This is a genomic window from Mycolicibacterium sichuanense, assembly GCF_033741125.1.
Taxonomy (GTDB): Bacteria; Actinomycetota; Actinomycetes; order Mycobacteriales; family Mycobacteriaceae; genus Mycobacterium.
The window spans coordinates 137259-159057 of sequence record NZ_JAWQPU010000001.1 but is presented as its reverse complement, the minus strand read 5'-3'; the positions used below and the strand labels follow the sequence as shown (position 1 = coordinate 159057).

The 21799-nt window shown below is 69.4% G+C and carries 21 protein-coding genes; 9 read left to right on the top strand and 12 right to left on the bottom strand.

Annotated features, from left to right (window positions below; genetic code table 11):
• Window positions 1–5 precede the first annotated feature (5 nt).
• The 4 genes from SBI80_RS00770 to SBI80_RS00755 all read right to left on the bottom strand — a co-directional run bounded on the left by SBI80_RS00770 (window position 6) and on the right by SBI80_RS00755 (window position 4584).
• On the bottom strand, window positions 6–1109 hold the full coding sequence (locus SBI80_RS00770) for a DUF7159 family protein (RefSeq protein ID WP_318972390.1): 1104 nt from the start codon (window positions 1107–1109) through the stop codon (window positions 6–8).
• An 80-nt stretch (window positions 1110–1189) separates the two neighbouring features.
• Window positions 1190–1390 carry a hypothetical protein gene (locus tag SBI80_RS00765; RefSeq protein ID WP_318972388.1) on the bottom strand — a complete coding sequence of 67 codons (201 nt, stop codon included), beginning with the start codon at window positions 1388–1390 and terminating at the stop codon, window positions 1190–1192.
• A gap of 151 nt (window positions 1391–1541) precedes the next feature.
• Window positions 1542–3356, bottom strand: coding sequence for a serine/threonine protein kinase StpK7 (stpK7, locus tag SBI80_RS00760; RefSeq protein WP_318972386.1), 1815 nt, complete (start codon window positions 3354–3356; stop codon window positions 1542–1544).
• An 82-nt stretch (window positions 3357–3438) separates the two neighbouring features.
• On the bottom strand, window positions 3439–4584 hold the full coding sequence (locus tag SBI80_RS00755) for a N(5)-(carboxyethyl)ornithine synthase (RefSeq protein ID WP_318972384.1): 1146 nt from the start codon (window positions 4582–4584) through the stop codon (window positions 3439–3441).
• A 110-nt stretch (window positions 4585–4694) separates the two neighbouring features.
• Here SBI80_RS00755 and SBI80_RS00750 point away from each other — a divergent pair, with 110 nt between their 5' ends.
• Window positions 4695–4994 (top strand): hypothetical protein, encoded by a 300-nt coding sequence (locus tag SBI80_RS00750; RefSeq protein ID WP_318972382.1) that lies wholly within the window; start codon window positions 4695–4697, stop codon window positions 4992–4994.
• A gap of 6 nt (window positions 4995–5000) precedes the next feature.
• On the opposite strand, the gene SBI80_RS00745 is transcribed toward SBI80_RS00750, so the two are convergent.
• From SBI80_RS00745 to SBI80_RS00720, 6 genes are all read right to left on the bottom strand, one after another.
• Window positions 5001–5816 carry a transglutaminase-like domain-containing protein gene (locus tag SBI80_RS00745; protein ID WP_318972380.1) on the bottom strand — a complete coding sequence of 272 codons (816 nt, stop codon included), beginning with the start codon at window positions 5814–5816 and terminating at the stop codon, window positions 5001–5003.
• On the bottom strand, window positions 5813–6721 hold the full coding sequence (locus SBI80_RS00740; protein WP_318972379.1) for a glycosyltransferase: 909 nt from the start codon (window positions 6719–6721) through the stop codon (window positions 5813–5815). The genes SBI80_RS00745 and SBI80_RS00740 overlap by 4 nt, the downstream gene beginning before the upstream one ends.
• The gene (locus SBI80_RS00735; protein WP_318973626.1) at window positions 6718–7839 is read right to left on the bottom strand and encodes a glycosyltransferase; all 1122 of its coding nucleotides are present in this window, start codon (window positions 7837–7839) and stop codon (window positions 6718–6720) included. The genes SBI80_RS00740 and SBI80_RS00735 overlap by 4 nt, the downstream gene beginning before the upstream one ends.
• 208 nt (window positions 7840–8047) lie before the next feature.
• Window positions 8048–8845, bottom strand: coding sequence for an ANTAR domain-containing protein (locus tag SBI80_RS00730; RefSeq protein ID WP_318972377.1), 798 nt, complete (start codon window positions 8843–8845; stop codon window positions 8048–8050).
• A gap of 498 nt (window positions 8846–9343) precedes the next feature.
• Window positions 9344–10027, bottom strand: a complete 684-nt coding sequence (locus SBI80_RS00725; RefSeq protein ID WP_318972376.1) for a VldE C-terminal domain-containing protein — start codon at window positions 10025–10027, stop codon at window positions 9344–9346.
• Window positions 10028–10170: 143 nt separating this feature from the next.
• On the bottom strand, window positions 10171–10710 hold the full coding sequence (locus SBI80_RS00720; protein WP_318972374.1) for a gamma carbonic anhydrase family protein: 540 nt from the start codon (window positions 10708–10710) through the stop codon (window positions 10171–10173).
• Window positions 10711–10872: 162 nt separating this feature from the next.
• Here SBI80_RS00720 and SBI80_RS00715 point away from each other — a divergent pair, with 162 nt between their 5' ends.
• From SBI80_RS00715 to bluB, 4 genes are read left to right on the top strand one after another with little or no spacing between them, the layout of a single operon-like run.
• Window positions 10873–11547, top strand: coding sequence for a precorrin-8X methylmutase (locus SBI80_RS00715; RefSeq protein WP_318972373.1), 675 nt, complete (start codon window positions 10873–10875; stop codon window positions 11545–11547).
• A complete protein-coding gene (locus tag SBI80_RS00710) occupies window positions 11544–13058 on the top strand; it encodes a precorrin-2 C(20)-methyltransferase (RefSeq protein WP_318972371.1) in 1515 nt (504 codons plus the stop codon). The genes SBI80_RS00715 and SBI80_RS00710 overlap by 4 nt, the downstream gene beginning before the upstream one ends.
• Window positions 13055–13828, top strand: coding sequence for a precorrin-4 C(11)-methyltransferase (gene cobM / locus SBI80_RS00705; protein ID WP_318972369.1), 774 nt, complete (start codon window positions 13055–13057; stop codon window positions 13826–13828). Before SBI80_RS00710 ends, cobM begins: the two co-directional genes overlap by 4 nt.
• Window positions 13825–14466, top strand: a complete 642-nt coding sequence (bluB, locus tag SBI80_RS00700) for a 5,6-dimethylbenzimidazole synthase (protein ID WP_318972367.1) — start codon at window positions 13825–13827, stop codon at window positions 14464–14466. Before cobM ends, bluB begins: the two co-directional genes overlap by 4 nt.
• Before the next feature lie 7 nt (window positions 14467–14473).
• Here bluB and cbiE read toward each other — a convergent pair whose 3' ends face one another.
• Window positions 14474–15667 (bottom strand): precorrin-6y C5,15-methyltransferase (decarboxylating) subunit CbiE, encoded by a 1194-nt coding sequence (cbiE, locus tag SBI80_RS00695; protein ID WP_318972366.1) that lies wholly within the window; start codon window positions 15665–15667, stop codon window positions 14474–14476.
• Between the two features lie 236 nt (window positions 15668–15903).
• Here cbiE and SBI80_RS00690 point away from each other — a divergent pair, with 236 nt between their 5' ends.
• From SBI80_RS00690 to SBI80_RS00675, 4 genes are all read left to right on the top strand, one after another.
• Entirely contained in the window at window positions 15904–17823 is a 1920-nt protein-coding gene (locus SBI80_RS00690) for a VWA domain-containing protein (RefSeq protein WP_413232645.1), read from the top strand.
• Between the two features lie 13 nt (window positions 17824–17836).
• On the top strand, window positions 17837–18760 hold the full coding sequence (locus SBI80_RS00685; RefSeq protein ID WP_318972364.1) for a cobalamin biosynthesis protein: 924 nt from the start codon (window positions 17837–17839) through the stop codon (window positions 18758–18760).
• Window positions 18761–18933: 173 nt separating this feature from the next.
• On the top strand, window positions 18934–20451 hold the full coding sequence (glpK, locus tag SBI80_RS00680; protein WP_318972362.1) for a glycerol kinase GlpK: 1518 nt from the start codon (window positions 18934–18936) through the stop codon (window positions 20449–20451).
• Window positions 20452–20489: 38 nt separating this feature from the next.
• Window positions 20490–21242 (top strand): 5'-methylthioadenosine/adenosylhomocysteine nucleosidase, encoded by a 753-nt coding sequence (locus SBI80_RS00675; protein WP_318972361.1) that lies wholly within the window; start codon window positions 20490–20492, stop codon window positions 21240–21242.
• 3 nt (window positions 21243–21245) lie between these two features.
• Here the strand turns inward: SBI80_RS00675 and SBI80_RS00670 are convergent, their stop codons facing one another.
• Window positions 21246–21650, bottom strand: coding sequence for a GlcG/HbpS family heme-binding protein (locus tag SBI80_RS00670; RefSeq protein WP_318972359.1), 405 nt, complete (start codon window positions 21648–21650; stop codon window positions 21246–21248).
• Between the last annotated feature and the right edge of the window lie 149 nt (window positions 21651–21799).

The following is a 21799-nucleotide window of genomic DNA, read 5'->3' as shown; positions in this document are numbered from 1 at the left end:
CAGCGCTATTGGCCCGGTTGGTGGAAGCGGCCGATGATCGGGATGTGGTCGATGATGCGGTCGCGCAGCCGCGGCGGCGCAGGTGGTGGTGCGTACACCGGAGCCGGCGCCTGGTAGACCGGCGGCGGCGCGGCCGGAGCGGGGGCGTACACCGGTTCGGCCACCGGCACCGGCACCGCCTTGACGATCATCGTCTGCGCCAGCACGCGGGGGGCATCGGGAAACGCGACGGTCGGCGGCGCGGCGGCCTGTCGCGGTGCGGTCGGTACCGCCGATACGGGATCGGATCGTGTTGCCACACTGAGCTTCTCGGGTCGATCCAAGGCATCGCGGGTCGCGGTGTGACCCAGGGCGACCGACACCGACACCACGAACGTCACCACCGCCGCGGCCAACACCGCCGATAGCAGCGCGACCCGCCTCGAGCCGACCACCCGCACCGATGCCGGCGGGTCGGACACGTCGAGGGTCCGGGCCGCGACGAGCACGGCACCTCGAGTCAGCGCCAGATCCGCCTCGGCGGCGGAGTACACCGGTACCTCGACGAGGGCCTCGAACGCCGACACGATGACACCGCCGTCCTCGGAGCCGATCACGAAGATCGCGTCGGTCCTGCGACCGTCGAGCACGACGATCACGCTGCTGGTCAATTCCAGTGCGTCGGCCCCGTCCGCCGGCCGATCGATGCGCTCGACGACCACCTCGCCACCCGAGACCAGCGCGACGAAGGCGGAGTCCGGTTCGACGATGCACACCGCGACGTCGTCGTACTCCGTGATGTCGACGATGCCGCCGGCCAACGCCGCGACCGCGGCATCATCGGAGACCGACACCACGCTGCGATGCCCGCGCGCCGCCAGCGCCGCGACCACGTCGCCGGCGACGGCCTCGGCGTCGCGGGTACTGGTGACGCCGATGACGCGAATGCGCTGCTCGTCGATGACGTCGGGGTTCAGGACGGCGTGCACCAGCAGGTCGGCGTCCAACGCATCGAGCGCAGGGATGTCGACTTCGCCGCGGTCGACCGGATCACCGGCACCCGTCGTGCCCTCGACGAGCACCCAGCGGACCGCCACCGACGTCAGCGACAGGCCGAGTACGAGATCCACGTTCACGCCCCCGATCTGGCTCGGTTCGGTGCCACGTTACCGGGATGGGCCCGTACCGCAACGTGCGACACCTCGGCCAGTTAGGCGTCCCCGTGCTGCGCGACGTCGTTCTGCGCCAGCACGCCGGCGTTCTGCGCCGAGCTGCTGATCGACGGGCCGGAGACGGCATGGGTGGCGTCGGCGTGGCTGGCACCCGCTGCACCAAGCGCACCGAGCGCGATCAGCGCTGGGGCAGCGAGCAGGGCGGCGCCGGCGGCGATCCGGCGGATACTGACGTCCATCTGAATCTCCCTATCCGAGTGCCTGTTTGGCCGTCCAGCCGGTGCTTGCGGCGATGACATCACTATGCCGCCTCGATGAGTGGCCGGATGTCCGCCAATCGGCGGCCGATTCGGATGAACCCGGTGTCCCCCGATCGGCGGACGGGTTCGATCAGCGACTCGCGCCGTTGATCACCGGTGCGTCGATCAATCCGTTGTCCACGCCCCAGATCGTCGCGATCGTGCGGTACTCACCGGTCTGTATCAGGTGCGTCAACGCCTGCTTGAGCGGCTCCGCCAACCCGGAGCCCTTGGCCACCGGCCAGCCGTACGGCGCGGGGTCGGTCACCTCACCGGCGGGCTCGAGCACGCCGGCGCTGAGCTTCACCGCGAACCCCGTGACCGGTGAATCCGCAGACATTGCGTCGACATCGCCTGCGATCAACGCCTTGGTCAGGTCGTCCTGACGGGTGAAGACCACCATGTCGATCGGCGCCAATCCCGCGGCCACGCACGCGTCACTCTTGGCCGGGACCTCCACGCTCTGTTGCAAACCACCCTGGGCCACACCGACTTTGAGGCCGCAGGGCGCCGATGAATCCACGGTGGTGCCGGTGCGCCGGGCCCACTGGTTTCCCGTCCGCAGATAGGTCACGAAGTCGACGTTGCGTTCACGTTCGGTGGTGTCGGTGAACGACGACGCTCCCACGTCGAAGTTGTCCGCCCGCACCGACGGGATGATGCTCTCGAACGCAGTCTCGCGGTAGTCCGGCTTGAGTCCCAGCGTGCGCGCCACCGCGGTCATCAGGTCCACGTCGAATCCGACGATGGTGCCCTGGGAATCCTTGAACTCGTTGGGCGCGTACGGAACGTTGATCCCGATCACCAACTGGCCCGTCGCACGGACGTCCGCGGGCACCGTCGCGGCGATCGACGGCACCGCACCCGGTGGCAGGTTCGGATCCGGTGGCGCGGTGCTGTTCGCGACGGCCGCCTGCCGCGGGTCAACATCCTCGGTGCCGCTGCGCCACTGCCACACTCCGAACGTACCGAGCGCGGCGACCAGCACCACGGCGCCGACGACGGCAAGGACGCGCCGTGTCGGGCGGGGGCGCTGCCCCGTCGGGATCCTCCGGGCGGAGTGCCGGCCCGACCGTCCCGCACCGCGCACCGGCGTCAGCAGCGCAGTCCGGGCCGCCTTGGCCAGCTCCGCACCGCTCTGAAAGCGCTGGCCCGGTTTCTTGGCCATTCCCTTGGCAACGACGGCGTCGAATGCGGTCAGCTTGGGATCGAAGGCCGACGGGCGCGGCGGCGCCTGCACCATGTGCCCGGCGATCTGCTGCTCGAGGCTGTCCGCGGGGTACGGCCGCGACCCGGTGAGCGCCTCGTAGAGCACGCACCCCAGGGCGTACAGATCCGACCGCGGATCGCTTTGGCCCGCGTCGAAGCGCTCCGGCGCCATGTAGGCCAACGTGCCGAGCGTATTGCCCGCCGTCGTCATGCCCTTCTCGTCCGCCGTACGCGCCAGTCCGAAGTCGATCAGGTAGGCGAACTCCCGGTCGGTGACGAGGATGTTGGACGGCTTGACGTCGCGATGGATCAGCCCGGCCCGATGCGCGGCGTCGAGGGCGGTGCCGACCTGCTCGATGACCGCCACCGCGAGCTCGGGAGCGACGGGCCCCTTGCGTTCGGCGAGGAGGTCTGCGAGTGTCTTGCCCTCGATCAGCCGCATGTCCAAGTAGAGCCGGCCGTCGATCTCACCGAAACCATGGATCGGCACCACGTGCGGATCGCTGAGACTGGCCGCGGCCTGCGACTCCCGGCGAAAGCGCTGCTGAAAGGCGGTGTCCGCGGCCAAGTGCGGTGGCAGCACCTTCAGCGCGACGACGCGCTCGGTCCTGGTGTCATAGGCGCGGTAGACCTCACCCATTCCGCCCCGGCCCAGCAGCTCGTGCAGCTGATAGTGCCCGAAAGACGTTCCATCCACCGTCGACTCCTCGACACGGCCAACCCCGCGTGGCTGTGTCGATAGAAGCTACCTCACCTGGACAAACGGTGTTGAGGGTTGGTCAGCTTTCCGCCGTCCGCTCGTGCGGGTACTCCGAGGCCCGGTTCTGGAACTCCAAGATGTCGAGATTTTCGACGTGGCCATCGCGGATCTCGATGGCCCGGCGCACCGTCTCGTCGTCGTCCCACGCCTTGGGTCCATCGAGAACCGTTGGCAGATAAGGGATCAATGCTTCGCTGATCTCCCACGTCGCGGCGTTCCACAGATAGGACGGACTGTGGTCGACCGCGTAGTAGGTGATGTTCTCCCCGACCACGAACGCCGGATCCTCGAACGTCGTCGGCCGTGCCCAACTAAAACCCATTCCCGCATCGCAGGACACGTCGATGAGCAGGCTGCCCGGCCGGAAGACCGACAGCTCCTCCTCGTGGACGAAGATCAGTGGGGCGTTCGGATCCTGCAACACGCAGTTGACGACGACGTCGTGCTCGGCCAGGTATTCGGCCAGCGGCACCCGGCGGTCCTCGAGGAGCGCGAAGCTATCGCCGGACTCCTCGGACTCGAACTGGACGATCTCCGCAGAGTGGATCGGCGCGGCGACCTCGGCCGCGTTTCGGTTGGTCAGGATGTCGATGTCGTGCACGCCGATGGCGTTCAGCGCCGTGACGGCACCGCGGGCGGTGGCGCCGAAGCCGATCACCGCGGCCCGCAGGCGCCGGCCGTAGGTACCCGTGCAGCCGATGATCTCCAGCGCGTGCAGCACCGAGCAATATCCGGCCATCTCGTTGTTCTTGTGGAAGACATGCAGTTTGAAGGAGCCGTCCTTGCGCCAGAGGTTCATCGCCTCGAAGGCGATCAGCGTCAGGTGGCGATCGATCGCCTGCTGCGTCAGCGCCTCGTCCTGGACGCAGTGCGGCCAGCCCCACAACACCTGGCCGTCGCGCAATTCGGCCAGGTCGTCGGCGTCCGGCTTGGCCAGCAGGATGACGTCGCATTCGGCGAAGAGCTCGTCGCGGGTCCGCATCCCGCCCACCGCCGCCGAAAGTGCGTCGTCGGAGATGCCGAAGTGTGCGCCGTATCCACGCTCCAGGTAGATGTGCCCCAGGACGTCGTCGTCGATGCGGTCCAGGTGCTCGGGGTGGATCGGCAGGCGGCGCTCGTTCTCCTTGTGGGTGACGGCGATGACGCCTAGTTTCAGTTTGCTCACTGGCACTCCCTTGGCGTCGTCGAGGTCCAATATCGGGCTGGTATCAACGAAATTGACACCAGGCCGATATCCGCGTGTACTGGTGATCTCCGAGAATACGAGGTGCCGCGATGACCACGAACACGATCGTGCTGATCGTCGTCACCATCTTCGTCGCCATCGCGCTGGCAGCCATCGTCGCCGTGCTCGCGCGCAAGCTGCGCGCCGAACGCCGGCTGCTCGGAGGCGCGGGCATCCTCGACGAGGCCGAGGCGGGTGCGCGCCTGATCCAGGCCGAGGCCGCCGCGAAGGCGAAGGCCACCCAGTTGGAGGGCGGCATCAGAGCGTTCCGGGAACGCACCAAGCGCAAGCCGTCCGACGACTCTCGCGTCGCCGCCGACATGCGCGCGCAGCTGACCGACGACGACTGAGGGCGGTCAGCGGATCGACACCAGTTGGTCGATCGAGTCGAAGGGCAGATCGCCGTCCACGACGGCCGTCACGTTCATCGAGTTGAGCACGATCGCCCCCTTGTGATTGGCCAGGAATGCCGTGTCGGAGGCATCCCGACCGGTCGCGATCCGCACCAGGCTCTGCCGCGGCGCCAGCAGCGTCGCATCGACCACGCGCCACTGCCCGTCGACGAAGGCCTCGGCAACAGCGTGGAAGTCCATCGGATACAGGCCGGGTGCGTACACCGCGACCAGCCTTGCCGGGACGTTGACCGCCCGCAGCATCGCCACCACCAGATGCGCGAAGTCACGGCACACGCCCTGACCCGCGAGCATGGTGTCCACGGCCCCGTCGATCGGATCACTAGACCCCGGCACGTAGTTCAGCCGGCCGCCCACCCACGACGAGACCTTCTCCAGAAGTGCGGTGGAGTCCAGGTACTGGCTGAATTCCGTTGCTGCGAAACCGTAGAACTTGTCGGCCTCGGCGTAACGGCTCGGCCGCAGATACATCGACAGGTCGTAGTCGGTCACCGGGGCGGGGTCGGTCTGCCCGACGATGCTCGCCGAGTACGCGACCTTCAGATTGCCGACCGGGCAGTCCATCTTCTGAATCCGGTTGCCGTGCGCGCCGCTGATTTCCTTGGGGTGCACGGCAGTGCCATCCAACGTGAAGGTCAACGATTCGCGAACCTCGGCGCGCGGATGCGGCGCGACGGCAATCTGGAACTCCAGCGTCGTCGGTGCCGTGATGTCCACGTCGAGCTCGCAACCGACGTCGCGCTTGAAGCGTTCCGTCACTCGGGGACCGTCGAAAGGCGCTGCGCGTTCTGCATGGTCGCGAGCGCGGCCAACGTCGCCGCCGCGCCCTGGTTCGGGCTGACGCCGTCGGACCGTAGCTCGTCGAAGCCGCCACCGGTCTGCGGGTCCCACATGGGCTTACTCGACTCGTTGGTTCCCTCGAACCACGACACCGCCGCGCGCACGCCGTCGGGCCAGCGCGGGCTGGCGTCGACTCCGGCAGCCCGGGCGCAGGCATCGGCCAGCGCGGCGACCTCGATCGGCTGCCGTCCGCCACCTTCGAGCAGACTGCCCAGCATGTCCAGGCCACCCGAGCACAGCTCGGGGCGTTCGAGCGCGGCGCCCGCCGCGATCATGGCTTCCGCCACCACCGCGCTTGCGTCGGCGGACTCGATCGCTCCGTCGGCGTAGGCCGTCAGCAGTGCACGGGCGATGGCGTGGTCGGGTTCGACCGAGAGGATTTCAGCGGCGCCAAGCGCGGCGTGGGCCATCGCCTGCGGGTAGGGCGAGCGCACCTTGGCGGCCCGCTCGAACTGGATGACGGCGATCCGGCGGACCAGCCCGACGCTGCTGTGTGCGGCGGCAGTGCCCAGCGCCCACAGGCAGCGACCCCACCAGTCCTGCAGCGTCGGCTCGTCGATCCAGTTGCCCTTGCCGTCCATCCGATTGCGACAGGTGCCCGCATGCGACTGCGCGTCGTTGAGGAACCGCACCGCCAGACCAGCCAGGCCGTTCACCGCACCGCTCGGATCGGGCTGCCGGGTGGCCACGACCAGCAGCCTGGCCATGTCGTCGGTGCAGTACCCGCCGCTGCGCTCGGGCTCGGTGAGCACGGCGTGCTCGAAGGTGCCCCTCCGGTCCGACAGGTGCAGCAGATGGTCGAAGACCGGCTGCGGCGCGGTCACACCAGCGCCGTGCGCTCGGCAAGGACACGGCGGGCCAGCGCCAAGTAGGCGGTGGCCGCGACGGGCCACCCCATCGACGGCGCCAAGCGTCGGGCCTCGGCGGCCATGTCACCGGTCATCCGCGGGTCGGTGAGCATGCGGCGCAGGGCGAACGACAGTGCGTCAGGATCGTCGTGGGCGACGACGACGCCGGCTCCGCTGCCGAGCATTTCGACGGCGTGCGGGAACGCGGTGGCCACGACCGGCCGGCCGGCGGCCAGCGCGTCGACCAGCACCCCGGAGTTGGCCTGATCGGTCGAGTCATAGGGCAGCACGACGGCCGCCGAGGTCTGGATCAGCGCCGACAGGGACGTGGTGCTGCGGTAGATCGAGTCGAAGCCGACCGCGGTCGCGACGCCGGTGCTGCGGGCGCGCTCGATGCAGGCGTCGCGGTAGGCCTCGCCCTCGGCGGCCAGGACCCGGGGATGGGTGGCGCCTGCGACCAGGTAGCGCGGCTGCCCGCGCAGGTCCTTCAGCGATGCCATGGCGTCGATGACCCGCTCCACGCCCTTGCCGGGGCCCATCAGACCCCACGTCAGCAGTGTGGGCCGGCCTCCGCGCTTGAGCGGTGCGATGGTCGGCAGGGTCGCGCCGCGTCCGATGGTGGTGACCTTGCCGCGGTCGACGGCGTACTCGAAGCACAGCCGTTCGTTGGCGGCCTCGGACATCACCACCACGCGATCGGCCTTGGCCACCATTGCCACCATGGTCGAATGTTGCTGCGCCGTAGGATGTTTCAGAACTTGGTGCGCGACGACGATGGTGGGGACGCGCAGGTTGTCGATGAGGTCGAGCACCTCGTCGCCGTATAGCTCGTAGTCGTGCTGGATGACGGCGAGGTCACGCTGGTTCAGCAACTCGACGCAGGCGGCCAGTGATGACGGCGAGCCCTTGACGAGCTCTCCGACGACGGCCTCGCTGGCGCACTCGGCGCCGTCGGCGACGCGCACCACGGCGACCTCGCACCCCTTGGCCGACAGTCCGGCGACGAGCCCGGCACTGAACGTGGCGAGGCCGCACGGTGTCGGCGGAAAACTGGTCAGGATGCCGATGTGAAGGGTGGACTGTCGCGCCGGCACCGCATGGCCGATGAACGACGGAAAACGAGATGGAGCGTTCAAGGTGTTCCCGACTGGCGGATGTCACCGACGTGCCCGGCGTGAGCGGTTGCTCGGCGAGAACAGCGGCGGACAGCTGTCTCAATCCCGGACTGGTTGGGGTTCCAACGCACCTGACGTTACCACCTCGACCGGGTCGAAGAGCCCTCCACCGACACCATTCGCACTGCTAGACGGCACCGCGGCCGTTGCGGGCGGCCGCCCGACGCACCGCCTCGTCGACCACGTGGGCCGCGACGTCGGCGAGCTTGCGGTGTTCGGACTGGCTCATCGACTGCAGTTGCGCGAAGGCGTCGTCGGCGGTGCGGCCGGTCCGGCCGCGGATGATGCCGATGGCCTGATCGATCACCGGACGCGACGACAATGCCTTGCGCAGCTGGACGTTGAGCGCCAGTGCCTCGGCGAGCACCTGAGCGTTGTGCACGGCGGCGGCTGCCGGCTTGGCGAACAGCTCACCCAGTTCCTCGGCATGCTCGTCGAATGTGTCCTTGCCGTGGGCGTACACGCTGATCGCGCCGACCACGCGATCGGGCACCCGCAGCGGCAGCGCAAGCACGCTGTGCACGCCCATCCTGCCGACGCGCGGTCCAAATCTCGGCCACGCCTTCTCCCCACCGAGGGAGCCCGAGCGCACCGGCCGCAGATCCCGTACCGCGGTGATGCCCGGACCTTCGCCGAGGGTTTTGTACTGGATTTCATCGATGTCGGCGACGAACGGTGCGCTGGCCGCCAGCGCCGCGACACCGGAGTCAGTCGGATCCGACCTCAGCAGGGTCACCGAGGCGCCGTCGGCACCGGGAATGGCCCGGCACGTGAAGGCGGCCACCTGCGACAGCAGGTCGGGCAGGCCGAGGCTGCCCGCCAACAGGCCGGCCAGGTCGTCGATCCCGGCCCGCAGATCCGCGGCGTCGGCACTGTACTGCGCGGAGTCCTCGTCGTCGACGCCGTCTCCGGTGAACTCCACCATCACCGCCAGTTTATGCCCACGGCCCGCATCGCCGGGCGTCGACCGCGCGGTAGATCATCGAATACTTTGGTGCACAACCATTCTCGCACTCGTCGGGATTTGCACACGTGCTGCGGCCGAATGGTTCGAGGGATCGGGACCACCACCAAGGTCCCTATGTGAGGGGCCGGTGACGTCTGACGAGCGCACCAAGGCGGATACGTCGTCGGTGACCGAGGACGCCATTCACGAGAAGCGCCGATCGGCCGGAACCATTGACGGGCCCCGTAGCTGACAGCTAACGTTGTCCCAGATTTGGGAGTGGCGTCACCCGGGGGGAGCAAGACAATGGGGCATTGGATCACGGTCATCTTCGGTACACATGGGGCCGCCGAGGGCAACCCCGATGGCAGCTGCCCCATCTGCGACCATCCCTTCGCTCACCTGAACCATGCGTGCATCGGTTCGACGGCTCCGATTCCCGTTCAGGTGGCCAATGTGGCTTGAGCCGAAATCGGCTCAGCGATAGTAGGTTTCGTTGCCGGTGGGATACCCGCCACCGTACGTCGTCAGATGCACGTGGTCGAAGTGCCCGGCACCGGAGTACTGCGGTCCGGTCGGTGTGTAGTACGTCCCACGCCAGATGGCGTCCTGCAGCCTGAACCGGGCCGCGTTCTCCAGTGCGTAGGCGACGATCTCGTTGCCGAGCGCGATGCCCTGGGCCGAGCTCGGATTCGGGATCATCACGTCCAGGGCCAACCCATCGGGATGCCACCGCAGCGCATCGGGACGCACACCGCCGATCTCGTGAATCTGCGGGAAGACCACGCTGATGCTGCGGGCCAAGAAGATGGTGTCCACCTGCAGCCCGCGTTCGGGCGCGACGCCCATCGGCAGCGTGCGGTCGATGACCCGCCAGCGCGAGGCCGTCGACGTCGTGGCGGCAGCCATCTGCGCGGGGGCCATGGCCGAGAACGCCGCCATGCCCGCCGGACGCTGCGAGGCGTAGGCGGCGGCGTTCGCGGTGACGATCTCGAGGCAACAGGGCTTGGAGGCGGTCGCGGAGACCGGCTTGACTTCCTGCTTCACCGCGACCGGATGGGCGCTGCCACCCGCCGCCGAGAGCACCGCGACCGAGGCGAGGATGCCGGCCAGCAGCACCGGCGGTCTGCGCCGCTGCTCGGCCATGCTGTGCCTGCCCACGAGAGCACTTTACGAGCAACCCATACCCGAATGGCAACCTTTCCGATATCCAATCGTGATCTTCGCCGGCGTGGACACCGATGAGCGCGACGGCGATGCGCGTCGACGACCTCGCTGACCTGCGAAGATCCCGAATCCCGGAGCTAGGGGGCCGTCGCCACGGCGGTGGCGTCCCGGTGCACGTCCAACAGGTGCTGGTAGGCCAACGCATTCATCCGGTTGCCCTCGACCTCCGCGTCGGAGAGCTCCCGGCGCACCTTGGCGGGCACGCCCGCCACCAACGATCTGGGCGGGACCGTAGTGCCCTGCGGCACCAGTGCACCGGCCGCCACCATCGAGCCGGCACCGATGGTCGCGCCGTTGAGCACCGTGGCACCCATCCCGATCAAGCAGCCATCCTCCACGGTGCAACCGTGCAGCACGGCGTTGTGGCCGACGGTCACCCCGGCACCCAGGGTGGCGGGAAAGCCGGGATCGGTGTGCACGGTGGCGCTGTCCTGGATGTTGGATCCGGAGCCGATCTCGATGGGCTCGAACTCCGCGCGCAGCGTGGCCGAGTACCAGACGCTGACCTTCTCGGCCAGCCTCACCTGGCCCACCACGGCGGCGTTGGACGCCACCCAGCTGTCGGGATGAAGGTCGGGGGCATGTCCTCGTACGGCAAGGATGAGCGGATCGGCCATCCGGCCATTGTGCCAACGCCGTAAGACGGCACTGCCACCCCCGCCACCGCGGCCCAGGCTGCTACGCCATTGCAACGTGACGAGTGGTAGTCATGTCGACGTGGCCGACGGACGTGACAACCTACTACGGCAGCCTCATGACACGCGCCGCGAAGGAAGCCGATGACCAGCTCTGACCAGATCGCCCGCCCCACCAAGCGGTACGGCTACGTCGACGACGGTCCGGCGATCTACCTGGACTCGTTCGCCACCATCCGCCGCGAGGCCGATCTGTCCGCCATCCCGGCCGAGGCCGAGAAACTGGCGGTGCGGATGATCCACGGCACCGGGCAGCCCAACCTGGTCAAGGACCTCGTCGTGCACCCCGAACTGGTCCGCACCGCCCGCGCAGCCCTGACTGCCGGCGCACCCATCCTGTGCGACGCCCAGATGGTCGCCACCGGCGTCACCGCCAGCCGCCTGCCTGCAGGCAACGACGTGCACTGCTTCCTGCACGACCCGCGGGTACCCGAACTCTCCAGAGCCTTCCACACCACCCGCACCGCCGCCGCCGTCTCGCTGTGGACGCCGCTGCTCGCCGGTTCCGTCGTCGCGATCGGCAACGCCCCGACCGCGTTGTTCCACCTGCTCGAGATGATCCTCGACGGCGCTCCCCGCCCCGCGGCGATCGTCGGCTGCCCGGTCGGCTTCATCGGGGCTGCCGAGTCCAAGGATGCCCTGATCGCATTCTCCGAAGACCACGGCATCGACATCCCGTTCGTCACGATCCGGGGACGTCTCGGTGGTTCGGCGATGACGTCGTCGGCGCTGAATGCGCTTGCCGCGGAGAAGGAATGACGACCGGCCGGTTCTTCGGCGTCGGGCTGGGCCCCGGTGACCCCGAGCTGATCACGCTGAAGGCCGCCAGGCTCATCGACGAGGCCGACGTCATCGCCTACCACGCGGGCGTCAACAAGCAGTCCTACGCCAGGGGCATCGCGGCGGGGCTCATCCGCGACGGCGTCATCGAAGAGGAGCTGCGCTACCCCGTCACCACCGGCAGCACCGACCACCCCGGCGGATACGCCGGCGCACTCGCCGACTTCTACGAGGAGTCCGCGGCGCGGCTGGCCGTGCATCTGTCGGCCGGGCGCACCGTGGTGCTGCTGGCCGAGGGCGACCCGCTGTTCTACGGCTCCTACATGTACATGCACGACCGGCTCAGCTCGCGCTTTCCCACCGAGGTCGTCCCCGGCCTGCCCGCGTTCCTCGCCGCGACGGCGACGACGGCCTCGCCGCTGGTTCGGCAGACCGACGTCCTGACCGTGCTGCCCGGCACCCTGCCCGAACCCGAGCTGGCCCGGCGGCTGGCCGACACCGACGGCGCCATCATCATGAAGTTGGGCCGCACGTTCCCCGCCGTCCGCCGGGCACTGGCGGCCTCCGGCCGGCTGGCGCACGCGCTCTACGTCGAGCGCGCCAGCCACCCCGAGGAGCGCTGGATGCCGGTCGCCGACGTCGACGAGACCTCGGTGCCCTACCTGTCCCTCATCGTCGTCAACGGCGACTCGCTCAACGGCCGGCGCTCACGGACGCCCGAGGAGCTGGCCGCCGCGGCGGGCAGCCCGGTCACCGAGGCCGCCGAACTCCTGGTCGTGGGGCTTGGACCCGGCCCCGACGGCTGGCTGACGCCCGAGGCCTCCGCTGCCCTTGCCGAGGTGGGCCACGTGGTCGGGTACGGACCGTACGTCGCCCGCGTCCCGCAGCGCGCCGGCCTACAGCGGCACGCCTCCGGCAACACCGTCGAGGTCGACCGCGCGCGGTTCGCCCTCGACCTGGCCAAGCGTGGCGAACGGGTCGCCGTGGTCTCCGGCGGCGACGCCGGCGTATTCGGCATGGCCGCAGCGGTCTTCGAGGCCGCCGAGGACCACACCTACGCCGACGTCCCGGTGCGCGTGCTGCCAGGGGTGTCGGCGGTGCAGGCCGTCGCGGCCCGCGCCGGGGCGCCGATCGGTGCGGACTTCGCCGTGCTCAGCCTGTCCGACCGGCTCAAGCCGTGGGCGGTGATCGAGACGCGGCTGCGCGCCATCGCGGAGGCCGATCTGGTCCTCGGCATCTACAACCCCGCCTCGCGCAGCCGGCCCGATCAGATCGCCCTGGCACGAAAGCTGTTGCTGGAGCATCGGTCTGCCGACACCGTGGTGGTTATCGGTCGCGACGTCGGACGTGCCGAGGAGTCGCTGACGGTGACGACCCTCGGCGAGCTGGATACCGACGCCATCGACATGAAGTGCCTGCTGCTGGTCGGGGCGTCGTCGACCCGCGTGACGGCAGCGGGGCGGGTGTGGACCCCCCGGTGGGTGCAATGACGGTGGGTACGGTGCATCCCGTCCAGTTCGTCGGGGCCGGCCCCGGCGCGGCCGACCTGCTGACCCTGCGTGCCGCCCGCCTTCTCGGCGAGGCCGACGTGGTCCTCTACCCTGGGACCTACCTCGATGCCAAGGTACTCGAGAACTGCTCGCCCACAGCCGATCTCATCGATACCAAGGACCTGGACCTCGACGCCATCGTAGCCCGCATCGCCACGGCACACCGGGCAGGCCTACGCGTCGTCCGACTGGTCTCCGGCGATCCCACGATCTACAGCGCGGTCTCCGAACAGACCCGCCGCCTCGACCTCGCGGCTATCCCGTGGACGGTGACACCCGGCGTGCCGGCCTACGCCGCCGCGGCCGCGCGGGTGGGCCGGGAACTGACCGTGCCGCTGGTCGCCCAGTCGGTGGTGCTCACGCGGACCCAGCAACGCTCGACGGCCATGCCGGAATCCGAGTCGCTGGCCGCGTTCGCCGCGACGCGGGCGACGCTGGTGCTGCATCTGGCCATCACCCGGATTCGGGAGCTGATGGCCGAACTCGTCGAGCCGTACGGGCCCGACTGCCCCGTCGTCGTGGTGTATCGGGCATCGCAGCCGACGGAGCTGGTGCTGCGCGGCACCATCGCCGACATCGCCGACAGCGTGGCCGAGGCAGGTCTTCGGCAGGCGGCGGTCATCCTGGTCGGGCGCGCGCTCGCCGAGCGAGTCGATCCGTGCGCCGGGGAGAGCCACCTGTACGACCCACTGCGGAATCGCTCCCGATGAGCGCGCCGACGATCGACGGCCTCTACGACGTCATCCACCGCCGTCGGGACACCCGGCGTGAATTCACCGGCGTACCAATCGAAGACGACGTACTGGAGCGCGTACTGACCGCTGCCCACGCCGCCCCGTCGGTAGGCATGTCGCAGCCGTGGGACTTCGTCCTGGTGCGGTCGGCCCAGACTCTGACGGGTTTCCGCGAACACGTGCTCGCCGAACGCGAGCTCTTCGCATCCGCCCTGAAAGGCGAACGAGCAGAGACGTTCTCGCGGATCAAGGTCGAGGGCATTCGCGAATCCGGCCTCGGCGTCGTCGTCGGATACGACCCAACGCGCGGTGGCCGCCAAATCCTGGGCAGGCACGCCATCGACGACGCCGGCCTGTATTCGGTGGTCTGCGCGATCCAGAATCTGTGGCTCGCCGCGACCGCGGAGGGTCTCGGCGTCGGATGGGTGTCGTTCTACCGCGAGGAATTCCTGCGCAGACTGGTCGGCATGCCTGCCCACGTGCGGCCGGTCGCCTGGTTGTGCGTCGGGCACGTCGCCGGCCTTCCCGACGTCCCCGATCTGGAGCGCCACGGCTGGCGCGATAGAGCCCCGCTGCACACGGTGATCCACCATGAGCGTTACGAAGCGCGCTGAGTCGCCGTTACGAGCGGGTGTATGCCCACTGCGTGACGGCGCGTCCCGGCGTCCACCCGGTGAACGATCCGACCGGGGCCGCGCGTTCGACGTGGATGCGTACCAACTCTCCGCCGTGTTCGCGGTAGGCCTCGGCGAGCAGGACCTCGGTCTCCACCGTCACGCCGTGCACCACCAGGCGCCCGCCCCTCGGCAGTGCCGACAGGCAGGCCTGCAGCACGCCGGGGCGAGTGGCGCCACCGCCGACGAAGACGGCCTCGGGCTCGGGCAATCCGGCCAGCGCCTGCGGAGCGGAGCCGTGCACGACGCGCAGCGCGGGCACGCCGAGTTGCTGGGCGTTGCGGCCGATCCGTTCGGCTCTGGCCGGGTCGGCCTCGATCGCCACCGCGCGACAGGTCGGGTGCGCACGCATCCACTCGATGCCGATGGACCCCGCGCCTGCGCCCACGTCCCAAAGCAGCTGACCGGGGGCGGGCATCAGCCGGGCCAGTGCGGCGGCCCGCAAGTCCCGCTTGGTGAGTTGCCCGTCGTGCTCGAAGGCGTCGTCTGGCAGGCCCGCCACCCAACCGGTCGTCTGCGGTCCAATCAGTTCGGCCGCAATGACATTCAGCCGCGCCACGTCCCCGCCGAAATCGGCAGCAGTCGTGTCGTACCGGGTCTCCGCATCGCTGCCCAGATCGCCGAGCACCGTCAACCGGCTGGCGCCGTAGCCGCGTCGAACCAGGAGCTCGGCCAGTGCCGCGGGCGTGCCCTCGTCCGAGGAAAGCACCACCACCCGACGGCCGGGAGCCAGCTCGCGCAGGACCGCATGCACGTCGCGCCCCACCGCGCTGACGACGGCGATCGATTCCGCGGCCCAGCCGAGCCGGGCGCACGCCAGCGTCACCGACGACACGTGCGGGACGACCGTTACGCGATCTGCGCCGACGAGGTCGACCAGCGTGGTACCGATACCGCTCAGCAGGGGGTCCCCGGACGCCAGTGCCACGACTCGCCGACCGGTGAGTTCACCGAGCAGGCTCGGCAGACCGGCCCGCAGCGTCGCCGGCCACGACTGCCGCTGCTGCCCTGCCACTTCGGGGAGCAGGCCCAATTGGCGGGGCGCTCCCAGCACGACGTCGGCCTGCGTCACGGCGGCGCGCACGGCATCGGAGAGACCGACCCATCCGTCCGCCCCGATGCCCACCACGGTCAGCTGCACGTGCCCACTCTCGACTGCCTCGCGACCTCTCGGACCTCTTCGTCGGCGATGCTAGCGTTAGCGCCACGACCGGTTCTCTGCGCCCCGAGCCGACGATGCGCAGTCCGTCGTACGGAAATACGCGAACGCCCATCCATCGCGATGTCGCAGTGACGAGCGGAGCTCTCTTGCATCAGCTGTATCCCTTCCCCGCCGTCCTGGGCGCCGATCCCGACGCCCCTGGCGGGTTGGACGACATGGCGCTGGCGCTGGTACTCACCACGATCTCCCCCGGAATCGGCGGGGTTCTGGTGCGCGGCGAGAAGGGCACCGCCAAGTCGACGCTGGTGCGCGCGCTGGCCGATCTGCTGCCCGACATCGCGGTGATCGCGGGCGACCGCTTCTCGACCGATCCCGCTGATCCGCACCCACTCTCGCCCGACGGCCCATTCCACCCCGACTCCCCCGTCGAGACGCGACCCGTACGCCTCGTCGAACTGCCGGTCGGCGCCACCGAGGACCGGGTCGCGGGCTCCATCCACCTCGAACGCGCCCTCAGCGACGGCGCCGTGCACTTCGAACCGGGACTGCTGGCCCGGGCGCACCGCGGCATCCTGTACGTCGACGAGGTCAACCTGCTGCACGACCACCTTGTCGACCTGCTGCTCGACGCCGCAGCGATGGGCCGTCTGACCGTCGAGCGCGACGGCATCTCGGTCACCCACGCGGCGCGGTTCGTCATCGTGGGGACGATGAATCCCGAAGAGGGAGAACTGCGCCCGCAACTGTTGGACCGATTCGGCCTCTCCGTGGAGGTGGCCGCACCCCGGGATCCCGCGCTGCGGGCCGAGGTGGTGCGGCGCCGGTTGTCGTTCGACGCCGACCCCGAGGCGTTCCGCGCGGGATATGCCTTGGCCGAAGACGCTCTGCGGCAACGGATCAGGGATGCCCAGTCTCGGGTCGGCGGCATCGAGCTGACACCGGCGACGCTGCTGCGGATCGCCGAGGTGTGTTCGGCATTCGGCGTCGACGGCATGCGCGCCGACATCGTCACCGCCCGTACCGCGGCCGCACACGCGGCCTGGCAGGGGCGCGACGACATCACCATGGAGGATCTGCGCGTCGCTGCGCGGTTGGCGCTGCCCCACCGGCGGCGTCGCAACCCGTTCGACGCACCTGGGCTGCAGGAGGACGAGCTCGACGAGCTGCTGCCCCCCGACGCACCCGAGGAGCCCGAGCCCGACCCCGATCCCGACGGACCCGATGGCGGCCAGGAACCCCCGGACGATCTCGAGGGCCCACCGCCCTCGGAGAATGGCGATTCCCCTGCCGGACAAGGTAGTCCGCCGGCACCGATTGGCGCGGGTGAACCCTTCCGGGCGCGATTGTTCACCGTCGCCGGGGTCGGCGACGGGCAGGCCGGTCGCCGCAGCCGGGCGCGCACGACCTCGGGCCGGCGTACCGGTGCCACTCCGCTGTCCAGTGCGGGCCACGGCATTCACCTGCTCGAGACCGTGCGGGCGGCGGCACCGCAGCAGGCGGGGCGGGGTCGCACCTCGGGCCGGCTGCTGCTGCGCGCCGAGGATCTGCGCCGCGCGGTGCGCGAGGGCCGGGAGGCCAACCTGGTGCTGTTCGTCGTCGACACGTCGGGGTCGATGGCCGCCAGAGAGCGCATGCGACAGGTGAAGACGGCGATCCTGTCGCTGTTGCTCGACGCCTACCGACGGCGCGACCGGGTGGCCGTCGTGACGTTCCGCGGTACCGGTGCCGAGGTCGCGCTGCCCGCGACGCGTTCGGTCGACGTCGCGGCCCGGCGACTCGACGACCTGCCCGCGGGTGGGCGCACCCCGCTGGCCGAGGGACTGCTCGAAGCTGCCGAGCTGGTGCGCCGGGAACGGTTGCGCGACCCAGGCCGTCGTCCGCTGCTGGTGGTCATCACCGACGGCCGGGCCACCGCGGGTGCCGACGCACTCGAGCGGTCCCGTCGAGCCGCGGCGTACGTCGCCGCCCAGCGGATCAGCGCGATCGTCGTCGACTGCGAGAGTGGACGGATGCGGATGGGCCTGGCCCGGACCCTGGCCGACCACATGGCCGCCGAACACGTGTGGCTCTCGCAGGTCAACGCCGAGGCACTTACCGACATCGTGCGCGGCGCCACCCGCGAGGGAGCGGCTTGATCCCTTGAGCGCCATGCTGTCTCGCGCCGCTGGGTTACTGCTCGGCCATGCCGCCGACCGTCTGCTCGGAGATCCGCGGCGGTACCATCCCGTGGCCGGCTTCGGAGCTACCGCGGCAGCGCTGGAACGGCGGATGTACGCCGACGATCGCCGCCGGGGTGTCGTCTACGTGGCGATCATCCTCGCTGGAACGACGGGCGCGGCGGTGCTGGCCGAGCGCGTGGCGCGAAACCCCATGGCGCGGACGCTGGTCACGGCACTCGCCACCTGGGCGGTGCTCGGCGGGCGATCGTTGGAGCGGGAGGCGCGAGCGGTGCACGACCTCCTGGCCGCCGAGGAACTGGACGGGGCACGGCGCCGGTTGCGCAACCTGGTCGGTCGCGACACCGCTGCCCTGACGCCGGACGAGATCGCGCGGGCAGTCATCGAATCGGTGGCCGAGAACACCAGCGACGCGGTAGTCACCTCCTACGTATGGGGCGCGGCTCTCGGCGTGCCGGGGCTGGTGCTACACCGGGCCGCGAACACGCTCGACGCCATGGTCGGTCACCACAACGCTCGCTACGAGTCGTTCGGTTGGGCGGCAGCACGTTTCGACGACCTCATCGGGCTGCCCGGTGCCCGCCTAGCCGGGGGGCTGACCGTCGCGCTCGGACCCGACCCGCGTGGGGCGTGGACGGCATGGCGGCGTGACGCCGGAGGCCACCCCAGCCCCAACGCCGGCGTGGTCGAAGCCAGCTTCGCCGGGGCTCTCGGCATCCGGCTCGGTGGCACCAACACCTACTACGGCAATCGGACCGAGCACCGGGCGCTGATGGGCGATGGCCGCACGCCCGTACCCAGCGACATCCCGCCCACCGTCGAGCTAGCCCGCCGGGTGGGATGGGGTGCGGCGCTGACGGCTGCCGCAGCGTCGTTGCTCCGCGGACCGCATTAGCACCAATCAGGCTGCGCGAGGGCGGAATCGCCGTTCTGCGTGCCCGCACAGCCCCACGGGTTACTATCGCGGAATGCGACGTTGCAACCTCATTGCAACCCCGCCTCGCTTAGCGTCGGCATTCCGTCCCCGGGTCCAGTCGAGTCGCATTCTTACGAGCAAGAGGAGCACCGATGGCTGAGTTCGTCGCTGCGATCGATCAGGGCACCACGAGTACCCGGGCCATGATCTTCGACCACGACGGTGCGGAGGTGGGGCGCCATCAACTCGAGCACGAGCAGATCCTGCCGAAGGCGGGCTGGGTAGAGCACAATCCCGTCGAGATCTGGGAGCGCACTGCGTCGGTGCTGACCTCGGTGCTCAACAACACCAACCTGCAGCCCGGCGACCTCGCTGCCCTTGGCATCACCAATCAGCGTGAGACGGCGCTGGTGTGGAATCGCAAGACCGGCCGGCCGTACTACAACGCCATCGTCTGGCAAGACACCCGCACCGATCGGATCGCCACGGCACTGGACCGCGACGGGCGCGGCGACGTCATCCGGCGCAAGGCAGGCCTGCCGCCGGCGACGTACTTCTCCGGCGGCAAGGTGCAGTGGATCCTGGAGAACGTCGACGGTGTCCGCGAGGCCGCCGAGCGCGGCGACGCGATCTTCGGCACCAGTGACAGCTGGGTGGTGTGGAACCTGACCGGCGGCCCGCGCGGCGGCGTGCACGTCACCGACGTCACCAACGCCAGCCGGACCATGCTGATGGATCTGGAGACCCTGGACTGGGACGACGAACTGTTGTCGTTCTTCGACATTCCGCGCCAGATGCTGCCCAAGATCGTGCCGTCGTCCTCACCCGAGCCCTACGGCATCACCCTGGACACCGGGCCGCTCGGTGGCCAGGTACCGGTCACCGGCATCCTCGGTGATCAGCAGGCGGCGATGGTGGGCCAGGTGTGTCTGGCGCCCGGCGAGGCCAAGAACACCTACGGCACCGGCAACTTCCTGCTGCTGAACACCGGCGAGAAGATCGTCCGTTCGGAGAACGGACTGTTGACCACGGTCTGCTATCAGTTCGGTGACGCCAAACCCGTTTACGCCCTGGAGGGTTCGATCGCGGTGACCGGGTCGGCGGTGCAGTGGTTGCGCGATCAGCTCGGCATCATCAGCGGCGCCGCGCAGAGCGAGTCACTGGCTCGCCAGGTCCCCGACAACGGGGGCGTGTACTTCGTTCCCGCGTTCTCCGGCCTGTTCGCCCCGTACTGGCGCTCCGATGCGCGTGGAGCGATCGTCGGTCTGTCCCGCTTCAACACCAACGCTCACGTCGCGCGGGCCACGCTGGAGGCGATCTGCTACCAGAGCCGCGACGTCGTCGATGCGATGGAGGCCGACTCCGGGGTGCACCTGGAGGTGTTGAAGGTCGACGGCGGCATCACGGCCAACGATCTGTGCATGCAGATCCAGTCCGACGTGCTCGGGGTGGACGTCGTCAAGCCCGTGGTGGCCGAGACCACCGCGCTTGGCGCGGCGTACGCGGCGGGGCTGGCCGTCGGGTTCTGGGACGACCCGGACGACCTGCGGGCCAACTGGCAGGAGGACAAGCGGTGGACGCCCACGTGGGACGACGAGCAGCGTGCCGCGGGATACGCCGGCTGGCAGAAGGCCGTTCAACGCACCCTCGACTGGGTCGACGTCTCCTGACGTCGCCCCAGGGCTGACGTCGTGATCCCAGGGCTGCCGTGACCATAGGCCTGCTGTGCGCCATCCCGGAGGAGCTCGAGCATCTTCGCGCGCTGATGAACACGGTCAGCACGACGAATTTGGCACACATCCGGTTCGACGAGGGGTTTCTCGACGGCCATCGCGTCGTGCTGGCCGGGGCCGGCATGGGCAAGGTGAACGCCGCCGTCGTCACGACGTTGTTGGCCGAGAGCTTCGGCTGCCGGGTGGTCGTACTGTCCGGTGTCGCGGGTGGGCTCGACCCGGAACTGCACATTGGTGACGTCGTGATCGCCGACCGGCTCATCCAGCACGACGTCGGCACGATCGAGAACGACGCGTTGCAGCGGTACCAGGCGGGGCACGTCGCGTTCATCAATCCCACGGATGCGCTTGGCTATTCGATGGATCCGGAACTCCTGGCCACGGTGCGCGACGGGCTGGCCGGCGTCGAGCTGCCACCGCTGTCGCAGTCAGCCGGCGGGCGGGACCGTCGCCCGCGCATCGTCTACGGCACCATCCTCACCGGTGACCAGTACGTGCACTGTGAGATCACCCGGCAGCGGCTGCATCGCGAGCTGGCCGGCAGGGCGGTCGAAATGGAGGGCGGGGCCGTCGCTCAGGTCTGCGAATCGCTCGGCATGTCGTGGATCGTCATCCGAGCGCTCTCCGATCTCGCCGGGCGCGACTCGGCTCTGGACTTCGGGGCGTTCGTCAAGGAGGTGGCGGCGATCTCGGCGCAGCTGGTGCGCCGGATCGTCCCGTTGCTCTGACGCTCAGGCACCCAGGGCGGCGGCACCGGCCTCGGCGACCGCCACGTCCTGTTCCACGCTGCCCGCGCTGACCCCGATGGCCCCGACGACGACGTCGCCCTCGGTCAGCAGCATTCCGCCGCCGAAGATGACCAGGCCGCCTGAGAGCTGCTCCAGGCCGTACAGCTCGGCACCGGGCTGCACCAGCGGCATCAACGCGGCGGTGGGTGCATTCATCAGGATCGAGGTGCGGGCCTTCTTGGTGGAGATGTCGATGCTCGCCTTTATCGCTCCGTCCATCCGGGCGAACGCCACCAGGTGACCGCCGTCGTCGACGACGGCGATGTTCATCGGCTGACCGATCTCGGCTGCCTTCGCGATCGCAGCCTCGACGACCTTGGTGGCGGCGGATAGGGTGATGGCGGTCATTGACGAACCTTTCGAATGAGTCTTCCGACAACGGAATTGACCATGCCCCAAGTGCTGGGACCATGCGGCCGATGATAGTGGCCGGCGCCAGGCACGGCTGCGATTCATCGGCGTTGCCTGCCTGGGCCCGCAGAGCCTATCCAAAAAGC

Bases quoted from the DNA above. Each gene is read 5' to 3' on its own strand.
- SBI80_RS00765 (WP_318972388.1), bottom strand. From the start codon at position 1,390: ATGGACGTCAGTATCCGCCGGATCGCCGCCGGCGCCGCCCTGCTCGCT.
- SBI80_RS00750 (WP_318972382.1), top strand. From the start codon at position 4,695: ATGACCACGAACACGATCGTGCTGATCGTCGTCACCATCTTCGTCGCC.
- SBI80_RS00730 (WP_318972377.1), bottom strand. From the start codon at position 8,845: ATGGTGGAGTTCACCGGAGACGGCGTCGACGACGAGGACTCCGCGCAG.
- SBI80_RS00720 (WP_318972374.1), bottom strand. From the start codon at position 10,710: ATGGCCGATCCGCTCATCCTTGCCGTACGAGGACATGCCCCCGACCTT.
- SBI80_RS00715 (WP_318972373.1), top strand. From the start codon at position 10,873: ATGACCAGCTCTGACCAGATCGCCCGCCCCACCAAGCGGTACGGCTAC.
- SBI80_RS00710 (WP_318972371.1), top strand. From the start codon at position 11,544: ATGACGACCGGCCGGTTCTTCGGCGTCGGGCTGGGCCCCGGTGACCCC.
- cobM (WP_318972369.1), top strand. From the start codon at position 13,055: ATGACGGTGGGTACGGTGCATCCCGTCCAGTTCGTCGGGGCCGGCCCC.
- bluB (WP_318972367.1), top strand. From the start codon at position 13,825: ATGAGCGCGCCGACGATCGACGGCCTCTACGACGTCATCCACCGCCGT.
- SBI80_RS00690 (WP_413232645.1), top strand. From the start codon at position 15,904: ATGGCGCTGGCGCTGGTACTCACCACGATCTCCCCCGGAATCGGCGGG.
- SBI80_RS00685 (WP_318972364.1), top strand. From the start codon at position 17,837: ATGCTGTCTCGCGCCGCTGGGTTACTGCTCGGCCATGCCGCCGACCGT.
- glpK (WP_318972362.1), top strand. From the start codon at position 18,934: ATGGCTGAGTTCGTCGCTGCGATCGATCAGGGCACCACGAGTACCCGG.
- SBI80_RS00670 (WP_318972359.1), bottom strand. From the start codon at position 21,650: ATGACCGCCATCACCCTATCCGCCGCCACCAAGGTCGTCGAGGCTGCG.